Source organism: Luteipulveratus flavus (genome assembly GCF_029439465.1).
Lineage (GTDB): Bacteria > Actinomycetota > Actinomycetes > Actinomycetales > Dermatophilaceae > Luteipulveratus > Luteipulveratus flavus.
Genome location: NZ_JAROAV010000038.1, coordinates 17,645 through 31,929, shown reverse-complemented (window position 1 = coordinate 31,929; position 14,285 = coordinate 17,645). Strand labels below are relative to the sequence as shown.

Genomic DNA, 14,285 nt, shown 5'->3' with positions numbered 1-14,285 from the left:
CACGGTCCCCAAGGGTAGAGGTTGCCGATGTGAGCAGGATGAGACGGTGGGCCGCGGTTCGGACGACGACGGCCAGGGTCGTCCCGTGAGGGGTCTGCGGGCCGCGGCCGCCGCGGTTGCCGTCGTGCTGGGGCTGGGGGCGTGCTCGACGTCGGCCGGGTCCGAACCCACCTCGAGCTCGGCCGGGCAGGTCACTCTGAAGGGGTGCGACAAGGGCGTCCTGCGCACCGTCCAGAGCGGCGCCCTCACGATCGCCGTCGAGGACCCCGCGTACGCGCCGTGGTTCATCGACAACGATCCGAGCAACGGCCAGGGGTACGAGGGCGGCGTGGGCTATCACGTCGCCCAGCTCCTCGGGTACGACCCGAGCGACGTCCGCTGGGTCCGCCGGCCGTTCCCCGACGCGGTCCGGCCGGGTGCCAAGAGCTACGACCTGGCCCTGATGGAGGCGGCGATCACGCCCCAGCGGCAGACGACGGTGGACTTCTCCGATCCGTACTACGGCGTGCGGCAGGCCGTCGTCACCTGGTCGGGCAGCCCGATCGCGAACGCCTCCCGCGTGGCCAACCTGCGGACCGCGCGGCTCGGCGCCGTGACCGACTCCACGTCGTACGCGGCGATCGGGGCGCAGATCCGGCCGACGACGGCGGCGACCGCGTTCGCGAGCATGCGCGAGGCGAGTGCGGCGCTCGCCCGGCACGAGATCGAGGGCATCGTCGCTGATCAGCCCACCGCGGCGTACCTGTCCACGGCGGCGCTCGACGACGGCAAGGTTCTCGGCGAGCTGCCCGCCCAGGGCGACGAGCAGCTCGGCGCGGTGCTCGCCAAGGGGTCGGCCCTCACGCCGTGCGTGTCCGCGGCGCTGGCCCGGATGCGCGCGGACGGCACGCTCACCCGGCTCGCCGACCAGTGGATGACCCCGCGGAAGACTCCGCTGCCCCGCCTGTCCTGACGCCGTCGATCCCGGACAGATGCTGTCCGCAATGCCAGGCACGATGGGTCCATGAGCGATACGACGGCGCGGGTCCTCCAGCTGCTCGGGCTGCTGCAGTCACGCCCGGTGTGGACCGGTCCCGAGCTCGCCGAGCGGCTGGGCGTGACCACCCGCAGCGTGCGCCGGGACGTGGGGCGGCTGCGCGAGCTCGGCTACCCGGTGCAGGCGTCGCAGGGCATCGGCGGCGGGTACCAGCTCGGTGCCGGCAAGGCCCTCCCGCCGCTGCTGCTGGACAGCGAGGAGGCGGTCGCCGTCGCGGTCTGCCTGCGGCTGGCGGCCGGTGGCACGGTGGCAGGCGTCGGGGAGGCGGCCGTGCGGACCATGGCCAAGCTGGACCAGGTGCTCCCGGCCCGGCTGCGCGCGCAGGTCGCCGCCGTCCAGCAGTCCACGATCACGCTGGAGTCGAGCCCGGTGAGCGTCGACTCCGTGGCCCTGCTCGCGCTCGCGCAGGGCATCCGCGAGCACGTCCGCGTCACGTTCGACTACGAGTCGCGGACCGGTGAGCGCAGCGAGCGGCGCGTGGAGCCGTACCGGCTGGCCGCGACGGGACGCCGGTGGTACCTCATGGCGTACGACCTGGACCGGGAGGACTGGCGGACCTTCCGCCTGGACCGGATGTCGACCGTCGTCACCGGTACCTGGCGGTTCCGCCCGCGCGAGTCGCCGGACGCGGAGGAGTTCATCCGGCGGGCGATGGCGCACGGCGGGTACCAGTTCAACGCCCGGCTCCGGATGGCCGTGGACGCGGACACGATGCAACGCATGGTGCCGCCGACGGTGGGCACGGTCGAACCCATCGACGAGCACTCCTGCCTGCTCGAGGTCGGCGCCGAGGACCTCGACGTGATGGCGGCCCACCTGCCGCGGTTCGGCGTGGACTTCGTGGTGCTCGACCCGCCGGAGCTGCGGGAGGCGATCCGGCGGATGGCCGACCGGATGACCCGCGTCGCCGGGACGTCCTAGGGTGCCCGCGTGAGCGACGACGTCGGTGTGGGTCCCTGGCCGGGGCCGTGGCCGACGCTGGCCGACGGCAGCCCGGACCCGACGTACGACGAGGAGCTGCTGCGCGAGGGCGACCGGCGCAACGTGGTGGACCGCTACCGCTACTGGTCGCACGAGGCGATCGTGGCCGACCTCGACACGACCCGGCACGACTTCCACGTGGCCGTCGAGAACTGGGGCCACGACTTCAACATCGGCTCCGTCATCCGCACGGCGAACGCGTTCAACGCCCGCGCCTTCCACATCGTCGGCAAGCGGCGTTGGAACCGACGCGGCGCGATGGTCACCGACCGCTACCAGCACGAGCACCACCACCCCACCGTCGAGGACCTCGTGACCTGGGCCGGCTCGGCGAGGCTGCCCCTGATCGGCATCGACAACCTGCCCGGCTCGCTGCCGCTGGAGACGTACGACCTCCCGCGCGGCTGCGTGCTCGTCTTCGGCCAGGAGGGTCCGGGCCTGAGCGACGACATGCGAGCCGCGTGCGAGGTCGTCCTGCACATCGAGCAGTTCGGCTCGACCCGGTCGATCAACGCGGGAGCCGCGGCGGCCGTCGCGATGCATGCGTGGGTGCGGCGACATGTTTTCGGGCAGGCTGTCGATCAGGCGTCGGGTCGCTCGTCATCGGAGTGAGGTCGCGCCTGCGGCCCGGACTTCTATGAAGGAGCAGCCATGACCGAGTACGTCGTTCTCATCGTCGGAGACGCCGACCGCTGGTGGACCACCATGGACGCCGAGCAGCGCAAGGCGGGGTACGACGACTACAACCGGTTCAGCGCCGAGCTGTCCAAGCGCGGCCACAAGATCACCGGCGGCGCCGAGCTGCACGCGACGTCCGAGGGCAAGCGCATCCCGCGCGGTGGCGGCGCGGTGACCGACGGGCCGTTCGCGGAGGTGACCGAGCAGGTCGGCGGCTTCTACCAGGTCGAGTCCGACGACCTGGACGACCTGCTGGACTGCTGCCAGATCATCGCCGGGCTCGGCGACGGCATCGAGGTGCGTCGCGTGGTGAAGCCCGAGGACCGGCCGGGCGCATGACGCTCGACGATGCCGCCCCGGGGATTCCTGCGACCTCGGCCGGAGGGCCGCCTCGAGAGCACCGGCGGTACGTGGTGCTGATCGCCTGCGACCCGGGCGAGTGGGCGCAGGCGAGCGACGCCGTGAAGCAGGAGTACTTCGAGGCCCACCACGCCTTCGAGCGGTACGTCGACGCCCACGGGCGGCGTACCAGCAGTGCGGCGTTGTGCGACGCGGACCTGGCCACGACGATCCGACGCGACGGCGACCGGTCGGACGTCGTCACCGACGGGCCGTTCGTGGAGCTCGTCGAGCAGCTGAGCGGCTACTACGACGTCGAGCTGCCCGACCTCGACACCGCCATCGCGGCCGCGAAGCTGCTGCCCAAGGCGTACACCGTGGAGATCCGCGCGGTCGTGGGCGTGGAGGGCTACGAAGGGGTGTGAAGGAGAACCCGGCGGAGGCGCTGGCCGACGTGGTGCTCGAGGAGTGGGGACGGCTGACGTCCCTGCTCCTCGCGCGCTTCCGCCGGCTGGACCTGGTCGAGGACGCGCTCGCCGACGCCGTCGAGACGGCCGCCCGGCGGTGGGGTCGCGACGGGGTGCCCGACAACCCGGTGGCGTGGCTCCACACCGCGGCGCGGCGGCGGGTGCTCGACCGGTTGCGCGCGGAGTCGATGGCCCACCGCAAGATGCCGCTGCTGGTCGTCGAGGAGGCCGGGCGGGACGCCGTCGTCCGCGCGGACCCTGGCGACGTCGTCGAGGACGACCTGCTGCGCCTCGTCCTGATGTGCACTCACCCGGCGCTCGACCCGGCGGCGGCGAGTGCGCTGGCCCTCCGACTGGTCCTCGGCGTGAGCACTGCGGACATCGCGCGGCTGTTCCTGGTGCCCGAGCCGACGATGGCCGCCCGGATCACCCGCGCCAAGAAGAAGATCGTGACGGCCGGCATCCCGTTCGCCGTACCGTCGGCGGAGGTGCTGCCCGAGCGGCTGGACGGCGTCGCGCAGACTGCTTACCTCGCCTTCACAGCCGGGTACGCGCCCGGCTCGGGTCCGGATGCCGTCCGGGTCACCCTCGCGGAAGGGGCCGTCCGCCTGGTGCGGGTCGTGCTGCGCCTCCGGCCGCAGGAGCCGGTGCTGGTCGCGCTGCTCGCCCTCATGGTGCTGCAGCACTCGCGGCGGTCCGCGCGGGTCGACGACGCCGGGCAGATCGTGCTGCTGCCGGACCAGGACCGCTCCCGCTGGCACCACGACGAGATCGCCGAGGGCGTGGCGCTGCTGTCGTCGACAGCGCTGGTCGGGCCGATCCCGGTCCGCGCCGCCCAGTACGCCGTGCAAGCCCGGATCGCGGCCGAGCACGCGACCGCGTCCTCGGCCGACGAGACCGCATGGGTACGGGTCGTCGCTCACTACGACGACCTGATCGCGCTCGCGCCCAGCCCGACGGCTTCCCTGGCGCGCGCGGTCGCGGTGGCGGAGGCGTACGGGCCACGCGCAGGACTGGCAGCCGCAGAAGGACTGGATGCGCAGCTGTCGCACAGCCACCGGCTCCCGGCCGTGCGGGCCGCGCTGCTCGAGCGCGTCGGCGACGTGGCCGGCGCGCGGGCGGCGTACGGGCTCGCGATCGAGCGCTGCGCCAACGACGCCGAGCGCGCGAGCCTGGGCGCGCGCCGGGCGTCGCTGCCCGATCGTCGGTGACCCGGTCGTACGGCGAGACCCGGGCCGGCGCGTACCCGGCCCGTGGAAGACTGTCGGGAACCTGGCCGGCGGACGACCCCGGCCGAGCGAGATCACGAGGGAGTGACCATGCCCATCGCGACCCCTGAGGGCTACGCGGACATGCTGGACCGGGCCAAGAAGGGCGGCTTCGCCTACCCGGCCATCAACGTCAGCAGCAGCCAGACGCTCAACGCCGCGATCCGCGGTTTCGCCGAGGCCGGCAGCGACGGCATCATCCAGGTCTCGACCGGCGGCGCGGAGTACTTCTCCGGCCCGACCGTCAAGGACATGGTCACCGGCGCGCTGGCGATGTCGGCCTTCGCCGAGCAGGTCGCCAAGAAGTACGACGTGCAGATCGCGCTGCACACCGACCACTGCCCGAAGGACAAGCTGGACGGGTTCGTGCGTCCGCTGCTGGAGGCCTCGACCGAGCGGGTCAAGGGCGGCGGGCTGCCGTACTTCCAGTCGCACATGTGGGACGGCTCCGCGGTGCCGCTGGACGAGAACCTCACGATCGCCGAGGAGCTGCTGGCCAAGTGCGCCGCGGCCAAGGTGATCCTGGAGATCGAGGTCGGTGTGGTCGGCGGCGAGGAGGACGGCGTCGCCCACGAGATCAACGACAAGCTGTACTCCACGCCCGAGGACGCCATCGCCACCGCAAAGGCGCTCGGCACCGGCGAGAACGGTTACTACATGACCGCTCTGACGTTCGGCAACGTGCACGGCGTCTACAAGCCGGGCAACGTCAAGCTGCGCCCCGAGGTCCTCAAGGCCGCTCAGGACGCGGTGCACACCGAGTTCACGACGGCCGACGACAAGCCGTTCCACCTCGTCTTCCACGGCGGCTCCGGCTCCTCCGAGGAGGAGATCAAGGAGGCCGTCTCGTACGGCGTCGTGAAGATGAACATCGACACCGACACCCAGTACGCCTTCACCCGCCCGGTCGCCGGCTTCATGCTCGCCAACTACGAGGGCGTGCTGAAGATCGACGGCGAGGTCGGCAACAAGAAGCAGTACGACCCGCGCGCCTGGGGCAAGGAGGCCGAGGCCGGCATGGCGGCCCGCGTCGTCGAGGCCTGCCAGCACCTCGGCTCGGCCGGCACCAAGGCCTGACCACTTCGCGTACGGGCCCGCCTCCTCTGGGGGCGGGCCCGTACGGCTGCTCGGGCTCGGGCGCGGCGTCGGCCCTCGGTCATACGATCCGAGACATGACTGACGAGAAGCAGAAGCTCACCGCGGCGCAGGTGCTCGAGGCAGGCATCGACGACTGGCGGCCCATCCTCGGCCGGATCAAGGCGCGGTTCCGGACCGGCGACTTCGCCACCGGGCTGGCGCTCGTTGACAAGATCGGGGAGGCCGCCGAGGCCGCCGGGCACCATCCCGACGTCTCGCTGACGTACCCCGAGGTCCTGGTGACGCTCTCCAGCCACGACGTGGGTGGCATCACCAGCCGCGACGTCGACCTGGCCCGGCGGATCAGTGGGTTCGCCGCCGACCTGGGCGCGGAGGCGGACGTCGCCGGGCTCACCCAGCTCGAGCTCGGCCTCGACACCACCAGGAGCGAGCAGAACGCTCCGTTCTACGCGGCCCTGTTCGGCGGCGAGGTCAAGGACGGCGAGCCCGTCGACCCCTCCGGCCAGGTCCCGACCGTGTGGTGGCAGGACCCGACGGAGGAGGACCCCGAGTATGCGCTGCCGAGCAGTCGTTCGAGCAGCGCTGGCACTTGGACGTGTGGGTGCCGCACGACGAGGGCGAGCGTCGCCTCAAGGCGGTGCTCGACGCCGGCGGCCGGCTGGTCAGCGACGGGGCTGCCCCCTCGTTCTGGGTGATCGAGGACGCCGACGGGAACCGGTCCTGCATCTGCACACCGGCCGGGCGATGATGGCCGCATGACGGACAACCTGCTCGGGATCCCCGAGACGCACCTGCCCGAGGACCCTGCTGCCGCGCGCCTCGCCGACGGCATCGACCCGCGCGAGGTCGCGGCGGCGTACCCGACGTCCTCGCTGGCCTGGGCGCAGCTGGCCGAGGACGCGCTCGGTGACGACCTGACGATCGAGGCGTACGCGTTTGCTCGCACCGGCTACCACCGCGGGCTGGACGCGCTGCGCCGGTCGGGCTGGCGCGGCCAGGGGCCGGTGCCGTGGGAGCACGAGCCGAACCGCGGCTTCCTGCGGGCGCTCGCCACCCTGTCGAAGGCCGCCGGCGAGATCGGCGAGACGGACGAGCAGCGCCGGTGTGCCGACTTCCTGCGCGACTCCTCCACGACCGGCGCGCGCGAGCTCGGTCTCTGAACGCACCTCTTCGACGAACGGCTCGCCTCTGCGGCGGGCCGTTCGTCGTGGACCCGGTCCCGCGGCGTTCGGCCGAGTGCGCGTGTCTTGCGTCGGGCGTTCGGCCGAGCGCGCGTGTCCTGCTGGTTTCCGGGTCGGAATCACGCAGGACACGCGCACTCGACCAGAGAGGGGCCGGCGGTCCACCGGGCGCGCGCGTACGGACCAGGCGGCGTGCGGGACGTACGGTGGCGGCGTGACCGGACGACTGCTGGTACTGGGAATCGGCGCCGAGGGTGAGGAGCTGTACCGGCACGTGCTGCGGACGCCCGGGCTCACCCTCGCGGCGCACGTCGCCCGCCTGGGCTGGACCGACTACGAGGCCGAGCACGCGCTGGAGCAGCTGCGCGCCCGGCGGCTCGTCCGCACGAGCGAGACCGGTGAGCTGCACGCCGACCACCCGCGAGCCGCGCTCGAACGCGTGCTCAACGCCGAGGAGGCCCGGCTCGCGACCCGCCGGCAGGACCTCGCCCGGGTCCGGGACGCGATCGACCAGCTCGCCGCCGACCACCGGCTGGGCCAGTCCGCGTCCGACGCCAAGCAGCCGGCGCGCGAACGCGTGGACGCCGGCGCCGTCGTCTCCGTCCACGAGCACCTCGCGGCGAGCGCGGTCGGAGTGATCCGGGTGGCGCACACGACGGCGCCGCCCTCGCCCGACGCGTACCCCGTGGTCCGCCAGCTGCTCGAGACCGGCCGGGAGCAGCGCGGGCTGTACGTCCCCGAGCTGGTCGAGGCCTCGACGGCGATGGGGGAGTGGGCGCTGGCCGGCGAGCAGCAGCGGGTCGCGTCGTCGCTCCCGTCGTCGTTCGCCTGCTTCGGCGAGGACGTCGCGCTCGGGACGACCGAGTGGGGCCGGGCGGACGGCGACTACGTCGTGCTGCGCGACCCGATGGTGGTGTCCGCGTTCGTCGAGCTGTTCGACCGGCTGTGGTCGGCGGCCACCCCGCTGGCGGCCGGCGAGGGACACGACGCGACGGCCCTGGTCGACCTGATGCGGCAGGGCCTGAAGGACGAGGCGATCGCCCGCGTCATGGGCGTGTCGCTGCGGACGGTGCGGCGGCGCATCGCCGGGCTGATGGAGGAGCACGGCGTCGAGACCCGCTTCCAGCTGGCGATGTCGCTGGCGACGGGCCAACGAGCGCGCCGCGCCGAGCGGCGGGCAGCCCACGAGAGCGACGAATCTGCTTTCGGCGCCTAGCCTTTCGTCTGCGCACGGATCCGGGCCGCGAGCGCGGCGGCCGTCACCCGGGCGTCCGTACGACGGTGGGTCCAGTCGTCGTGCGCCTCGCCGAGGTACGCCCGGCGGGCCAGGTCGAGCGTCCCCCGGTCGGCCTCGGTGAGCGTGGCGCCGATCTCCGCGGCGGCGACGTCCTTCGCCACGATCCGTCCCGACTCCAGGGTGACGACCATCCGGGCCAGCGTGAGCAGGACGTTGCGCTCGTCGCCGTCCAGGTCGGCGAGCAGCGGGTCGAGGCTGTCCAGGACCGCCCGGCGCAGGTCGGCCGGCGGCACGTCGGCGGTCACGTCGCTCAGCGCGGCGCCGCGCAGGGCGACCGAGTCCGCGCGGGCCTGCGTCAGCAGCACCGCGAGGTCCGGCGACGGCTTCGGACCGAGCGGGTCACCGGCGAGCGCCTCGTCGCGCAGCCACTCGCCGTACTGGTAGTCGGACATCGGCGGGTACGCCCAGGGCGCGACCGAGCTCCGTACGATGCAGGTCAGCTCGACCGGCCGGCCCGGCGTGCGGCGTGCCCGTCGGCCGGAGTGGTCCAGCAGGACCTGAGTGAGCGCGGACCGCTCGGACGCGGTCAGGGCTCGCTCGGTGAGGAGCAGCAGGTCCACGTCGCTGTCCGGGCGCAGGCCGCCGGCGACCGCCGACCCGTAGAGATGGACACCGAGCACGCCACCGGGGTCGTGCTCGTCGCAGTGGGCGAGGACCTGGCTGACCGCGGGTTCCATGGCCGCCAGGCTGCCGCGCCGACGCCCGGCCGCACCACCCCGTTTTTTCGCCGGCCGAGTGCGCGTGTCCTGCGGGTTCCAGGGCCCGAAACCCGCACGACACGCGCACTCGGCGAAGAACGGCGGGCGCCCGGGTAGCCTGTGGACGCTCGCGCGACGGGTCTTCGGACCAGCCCGGGCGGGACGACGACACCGACCAGAAGGCGGAGGCAATGCCAGGCATCGTGCTCGTGGGAGCCCAGTGGGGTGACGAGGGCAAGGGCAAGGCCACCGACCTGCTCGGCGACCGCGTCGACTACGTCGTGAAGTTCAACGGCGGCAACAACGCGGGCCACACCGTGGTGATCGAGGGCGAGAAGTACGCCCTGCACCTGCTCCCGTCCGGCATCCTCAGCCCGAACGTCGTGCCCGTCATCGGCAACGGCGTCGTGGTCGACATCGGCGTGCTGTTCGAGGAGCTGGAGGGCCTCGACAAGCGCGGTGTCGACACCTCCCGCCTCCGGATCAGTGCGAACGCCCACGTCATCACCAGCTACCACACGACCCTCGACAAGGTCACCGAGCGCTTCCTCGGCAAGCGCCGCATCGGCACGACCGGCCGCGGCATCGGCCCGGCGTACGCCGACAAGATGAACCGCGTCGGCATCCGGGTCCAGGACCTGTACGACGAGTCGATCCTGCGGCAGAAGGTCGAGGCCGCGCTCGACGTCAAGAACCAGATGCTGCTCAAGATCTACAACCGGCGCGCGATCGAGGTCGACGAGATCGTCGAGGAGCTGCTGTCGTACGCGCCGCGGCTGAGGCCGATGGTCGCCGACACCTCGCTGGAGCTGTCGCAGGCACTGGACGCGGGCAAGAACGTGCTCTTCGAGGCGGGCCAGGCGACCCTGCTGGACGTCGACCACGGCACCTACCCCTACGTCACCTCCTCCAACGCCGTCTCCGCCGGCGCGTGCACCGGTTCGGGCGTCCCGCCGACCCGCGTCGACCGCGTCATCGCGATCCTCAAGGCGTACGCGACCCGCGTCGGCGAGGGGCCGTTCCCGACCGAGCTGCACGACGACAAGGGCGAGTTCCTGCGCAAGACGGGCGCCGAGTTCGGTGTCACCACCGGCCGCCCGCGTCGCACCGGCTGGCTCGACACGGTCGTCGGCCGGTACGCCACCCGCGTCAACGGCGTCACGGACTTCGTCCTCACCAAGCTCGACATCCTCACCGGCCTGGAGAAGGTGCCGGTGTGCGTCGCGTACGACGTCGACGGCGTCCGCCACGACGAGATGCCGGTCAACCAGACCGACTTCCACCACGCGAAGCCGATCTACGAGGAGCTGCCGGGCTGGTGGGAGGACATCAGCAAGTGCCGCTCCTGGGACGAGCTCCCGGCAACCTGCCAGGCGTACGTCGAGTTCGTCGAGCAGCAGATCGGCGCGCGCATCTCGGTGATCGGCGTCGGTCCGGGCCGGGACGAGGTCATCGTCCGGCACGACCTGCTCAAGGACTGACCTCGTGTACGGCGACCCGATCATCATGGTGGCGCCGTTCCTGGTGGCCGCGGGTCTGTTCCTCCTGCTGCGCTTCGGCTGGAAGCTCTTCGGCATGGTCCAGCTGCTGCGGCGGCGACGCGCCTGGGAGCAGACGCCGGCGTTCGTGACCGGCGTGTCGATGAAGCAGGGCCGTGAGTCCTCGCAGGTACGCGGCGGGGTCGTCCATGCCGGGCTCCTCGTCTCGAACGACGCGTGGACGGTCCACTACACGTACGGCGTCGGCGACACCGAGCACGAGGGCACGTCGCCGTGGCGCACCACGCCGCCGCCGGTGGACGGTGACGTCCTCACCGTGAGCGTCGACCCGCACCGCCCGTCACGGTCGGCGTTCCTGGAGGTCGAGCGACCCGGCCTGGTCGTGGTCGGGTACTCCCTCGCGATCCTGGTGGGCGTGGCGCTCATCGTTCGTTCGATCCTGGCTTTCACCCACATCGGCCGTCTCTGACCCGCCGGTCGAGCCGGCGACCGGCCCACTCCCGCCGGTCGAGCCGGCGACCGGCACACTCCCGCCGGTCGAGTAGGGCGAACGAAGTGATGCCCGTATCGAGACCACTGTCACCGCAGAGGCCGAGTCTCCCCGCGCATCACCGGGTTTCGACTCGGCCCTCCGCTCGCGCTCCGGGCCGGCTCAACCAGCGGAGGGCGGTGGGCTCAGTCGGGGCGATCTCGGCCATTCGGCCCAACGGAGCCGCCCGGCTTCGTACAGTCCTGAGCGGCGGGCTCGCACCGACCGCCGAGCCGGGACGCCTCCGAAGGGAACGCCATGGGAACCATCGCCGCGCACGAGTTCATCGCCGTCGACGGGGTCTTCGAGGACCTGAGCTGGACGTTCGACTACGGCTTCGACCCGAAGATGGGTGAGGCGCTGGCGCAGATCACCGGCCGGTCGACCGCGATCCTGCTGGGTCGCACGACGTACGAGATGTTCGCCCCCGCCTGGCGAGACCGCACGGTGGAGGACGACCCCGGTGCGCCGTTCTTCAACGACACGACCAAGTACGTCGTCGGCAGCACCGAGCTCACCCAGGAGTGGGGGAACACCGAGCGCCTCGGCCCGTACGACCCCGCCGCGATCCGAACCCTCAAGGACCAGATCGACGGCACGATCTACGTCAGCGGCAGCGGGCAGCTCGTCCGTGGGCTGCTGCAGGACGGCCTGCTGGACGAGCTGCACCTGTTCGTCTACCCGATCGCGCTCGGCAAAGGTGAGCGGCTCTTCTCGGTCACGGAGCCGACCAGGCTCACGCTCACCGACCAGGAGACGTACGAGAACGGCGTGCTCCACCTCGGCTACGGCCCCGCCTGACGCGACGATGTCGGCCAGGTCCCGCGGCGCCCTGCTCTGCTAGCCTCCGGCTCCGAGCACTCAGGGGGGAGATGCGATGGGACCGGGTCTCGCGGTAGGGGTGATGGTGTTCGTCGGGCCGGTGCTGCTGTGGTCGGCCTATCGGCTGGCGCGCCTGGTGGTCGCCGCCGTGCGGGCGCGGCGCTGGGAGCCGGTGCCCGCGGCGGTCACCTCGGTGGAGTTCACTCCCGGACGCGATCGCGCCGAGTTCCCGACCAGGGACCGATGGGTGATCACGTACCGCTACCGGGCGTTCGAGGAGTTCTACACCGGACGCGCGCGGTACGACGGGTCACCGCCACCGGCCGAGGGCGACCGGGTTCGCGCGTACGTCGATCCGCGCCGTCCGGAGCGGCGATTCTTCGTCGAGGAGGAACGCCCTCGTGCGATGGCATTCGCGCACGGAGCCTCGCTGCTGATCTCCGGCGCTCTGCTCGGGCAGGCGGTCCTCGCCCTCGCCGCCTTCTGAGGCCTGGGTTCCTCCGGTGGTCGGAACGTGAGCCATGGCTCTCGTTCGGACCACCGGGGCGGGCTCGGCCGGCGTCCGCGGGATCGATTCGGAGGGCGGCAGGCGCCGGTCCTAGACTGACCGGTCGTGACGGAGCAGCAGCTGGATGACTGGGTGGCCCGACTCGCGGACGAGGCCATCGCGGTCGCGAAGGAGCGGGGCACCACGGTCGTGTGCGCCTCCGGGATCAGCCCGTCGGGCCCGGTCCACCTGGGCAACCTGCGTGAGGTGATGACGCCCCACCTGGTGGCCGACGAGGTGCGCCGCCGCGGCGTCGAGGCCGAGCACATCATCAGCTGGGACGACTTCGACCGCTTCCGCAAGGTCCCGAACGTCGCGGGCGTCGACAAGTCGTGGGCGCAGCACATCGGCAAGCCGCTGACGTCCGTACCGCCGCCGGCCGGGTCTCCGTACGACTCGTGGGCCGCCCATTTCCGCGCCCAGTGCGAGGACGGCCTGGCCCAGCTCGGCATCACCTACCGGGGCATCAGCCAGACCGCGCAGTACACCTCCGGCGCGTACGTCGAGCAGGTGCTCTTCGCGATGTCGCAGCGGTCCGAGATCGACAAGGTCCTGGGCCAGTACCGCACGCTCCCGAAGCAGACCGGTCAGAAGCAGCAGCAGAAGCTCAGCGAGGACGACCAGCTCGCCGCCGCCGAGGCGGCCGAGGGCTCCGGTGCTGCCGCGGAGGACGACGGGTCGAGCGGCGCGGGCGGCTACTACCCGTACAAGCCGTACTGCTCGGCGTGCGGCACCGACTTCACCACGGTGACCTCGTACGACGACGCATCCACCGAGATGACCTACACCTGTCAGTGCGGCCACACCGAGACCGTGCTGCTGCGCGAGCACCGCAACGGCAAGCTGGTGTGGAAGGTCGACTGGCCGATGCGCTGGGCGTACGAGAAGGTCACCTTCGAGCCGTCCGGGGTCGACCACCAGTCGCCGGGCTCGTCGTTCGTGGTCGGCAAGGAGCTCGCGCCGATCTTCGGGTGGGAGCGTCCGCTCGGCCCGATGTACGCGTTCGTCGGCATCCGCGGCATGGCCAAGATGTCCTCCTCGCGCGGTGGCGTGCCGACTGCGGTGGAGGCGCTGCAGTTCATGGAGGCGCCGCTGCTGCGCTGGCTGTACGCCCGCAAGCGCCCGAACCAGGCGTTCGACATCGCGCTCGACGCGGAGATCCAGCGTATGTACGACGAGTGGGACTCGTTGGTGCGCAAGGTTTCCGGTGAGTCGGCCCAGGCAGGCGACATCGCCGCGTACACCCGCGCGACCTCCACCGCGGAGGCGACGTTGCCGCTGACGCCGCACCCGCTGCCGTACCGCACCATCGTCTCCGTCGTCGACATCACGACCGGGGACGAGGAGCAGACGCTGCGCATCCTGTCCGCCCTCGACCCGGCCGACCCGGTGACGTCCCTGGACGAGCTGCGCCCGCGGCTGGACCGCGCGACCGCCTGGGTCGAGCAGCAGATGACGCCCGAGGACCGTACGGTCGTCCGCACCGAGCCCGACTCCGCCACGCTCGGCGCGCTGTCGGACAAGCAGCGTGACGGCCTGCGAATCCTGTTGGACGGCAACGGTTCCGACCTCGCGCCGATCGAGGGCTCGTGGACGCTCGACGGCCTGACCCACCAGGTGTACGCCGTGCCGAAGGTCGTGCAGGGCAAGCCGGCGGACTTCCGCCCGGACCGCAAGGCCGACCCCGAGACCGCGGCGGCGCTCGGCCAGGAGCAGCGGTCGTTCTTCACGCTGCTCTACGGCCTGCTGATCGGCAAGGACACCGGTCCGCGGCTGCCGACGCTGCTGCTCGCCGTCGGACCCGAGCGCGTCCGCGAGCTCCTCACCCCCTGAGCGCGGTGATGG

At 72.0% G+C, this 14,285-nt stretch carries 15 protein-coding genes and 2 pseudogenes; 16 read left to right on the top strand and 1 reads right to left on the bottom strand.

Features of this window, described 5'->3' with window-relative positions:
* Positions 1 to 85 precede the first annotated feature (85 nt).
* From P4R38_RS15600 to P4R38_RS15555, 11 genes and pseudogenes are all read left to right on the top strand, one after another.
* On the top strand, positions 86 to 952 hold the full coding sequence (locus P4R38_RS15600) for an ABC transporter substrate-binding protein (RefSeq protein ID WP_277192977.1): 867 nt from the start codon (positions 86 to 88) through the stop codon (positions 950 to 952).
* 51 nt (positions 953 to 1,003) lie between these two features.
* Entirely contained in the window at positions 1,004 to 1,957 is a 954-nt protein-coding gene (locus P4R38_RS15595; RefSeq protein ID WP_277192976.1) for a helix-turn-helix transcriptional regulator, read from the top strand.
* 9 nt (positions 1,958 to 1,966) lie between these two features.
* On the top strand, positions 1,967 to 2,629 hold the full coding sequence (locus tag P4R38_RS15590; protein WP_277192975.1) for a TrmH family RNA methyltransferase: 663 nt from the start codon (positions 1,967 to 1,969) through the stop codon (positions 2,627 to 2,629).
* Between the two features lie 39 nt (positions 2,630 to 2,668).
* Positions 2,669 to 3,034, top strand: coding sequence for a YciI family protein (locus P4R38_RS15585; RefSeq protein ID WP_275238067.1), 366 nt, complete (start codon positions 2,669 to 2,671; stop codon positions 3,032 to 3,034).
* The gene (locus P4R38_RS15580) at positions 3,031 to 3,459 is read left to right on the top strand and encodes a YciI family protein (protein WP_277192974.1); all 429 of its coding nucleotides are present in this window, start codon (positions 3,031 to 3,033) and stop codon (positions 3,457 to 3,459) included. Before P4R38_RS15585 ends, P4R38_RS15580 begins: the two co-directional genes overlap by 4 nt.
* Positions 3,456 to 4,712, top strand: a complete 1,257-nt coding sequence (locus tag P4R38_RS15575) for an RNA polymerase sigma factor (RefSeq protein WP_277192973.1) — start codon at positions 3,456 to 3,458, stop codon at positions 4,710 to 4,712. The genes P4R38_RS15580 and P4R38_RS15575 overlap by 4 nt, the downstream gene beginning before the upstream one ends.
* 108 nt (positions 4,713 to 4,820) lie before the next feature.
* A complete protein-coding gene (gene fbaA, locus P4R38_RS15570) occupies positions 4,821 to 5,846 on the top strand; it encodes a class II fructose-bisphosphate aldolase (RefSeq protein ID WP_275238063.1) in 1,026 nt (341 codons plus the stop codon).
* Positions 5,847 to 5,941: 95 nt separating this feature from the next.
* Positions 5,942 to 6,154: pseudogene (locus P4R38_RS20135) on the top strand (4a-hydroxytetrahydrobiopterin dehydratase); the annotation flags it as partial.
* A gap of 215 nt (positions 6,155 to 6,369) precedes the next feature.
* Positions 6,370 to 6,615: pseudogene (locus P4R38_RS20130) on the top strand (VOC family protein); the annotation flags it as partial.
* A 7-nt stretch (positions 6,616 to 6,622) separates the two neighbouring features.
* Positions 6,623 to 7,027: a DUF3151 domain-containing protein gene (locus P4R38_RS15560; protein WP_275238059.1), complete on the top strand. Its 405-nt coding sequence runs from the start codon at positions 6,623 to 6,625 to the stop codon at positions 7,025 to 7,027.
* Positions 7,028 to 7,262: 235 nt separating this feature from the next.
* A complete protein-coding gene (locus P4R38_RS15555) occupies positions 7,263 to 8,264 on the top strand; it encodes a helix-turn-helix domain-containing protein (RefSeq protein ID WP_277192971.1) in 1,002 nt (333 codons plus the stop codon).
* Here the strand turns inward: P4R38_RS15555 and P4R38_RS15550 are convergent.
* Entirely contained in the window at positions 8,261 to 9,022 is a 762-nt protein-coding gene (locus P4R38_RS15550; protein WP_277192970.1) for an aminoglycoside adenylyltransferase family protein, read from the bottom strand. The genes P4R38_RS15555 and P4R38_RS15550 overlap by 4 nt on opposite strands.
* 212 nt (positions 9,023 to 9,234) lie before the next feature.
* Between P4R38_RS15550 and P4R38_RS15545 the strand changes: the two genes are divergently transcribed.
* The 5 genes from P4R38_RS15545 to lysS all read left to right on the top strand — a co-directional run bounded on the left by P4R38_RS15545 (position 9,235) and on the right by lysS (position 14,273).
* Positions 9,235 to 10,524 carry an adenylosuccinate synthase gene (locus P4R38_RS15545; protein ID WP_277192969.1) on the top strand — a complete coding sequence of 430 codons (1,290 nt, stop codon included), beginning with the start codon at positions 9,235 to 9,237 and terminating at the stop codon, positions 10,522 to 10,524.
* 4 nt (positions 10,525 to 10,528) lie between these two features.
* Entirely contained in the window at positions 10,529 to 11,011 is a 483-nt protein-coding gene (locus P4R38_RS15540) for a DUF3592 domain-containing protein (protein ID WP_277192968.1), read from the top strand.
* A gap of 318 nt (positions 11,012 to 11,329) precedes the next feature.
* Positions 11,330 to 11,872 carry a dihydrofolate reductase family protein gene (locus P4R38_RS15535; RefSeq protein WP_277192967.1) on the top strand — a complete coding sequence of 181 codons (543 nt, stop codon included), beginning with the start codon at positions 11,330 to 11,332 and terminating at the stop codon, positions 11,870 to 11,872.
* Between the two features lie 76 nt (positions 11,873 to 11,948).
* Entirely contained in the window at positions 11,949 to 12,380 is a 432-nt protein-coding gene (locus P4R38_RS15530; RefSeq protein WP_277192966.1) for a DUF3592 domain-containing protein, read from the top strand.
* A 126-nt stretch (positions 12,381 to 12,506) separates the two neighbouring features.
* Positions 12,507 to 14,273, top strand: coding sequence for a lysine--tRNA ligase (gene lysS / locus P4R38_RS15525; protein ID WP_277192965.1), 1,767 nt, complete (start codon positions 12,507 to 12,509; stop codon positions 14,271 to 14,273).
* Positions 14,274 to 14,285: the final 12 nt, after the last annotated feature.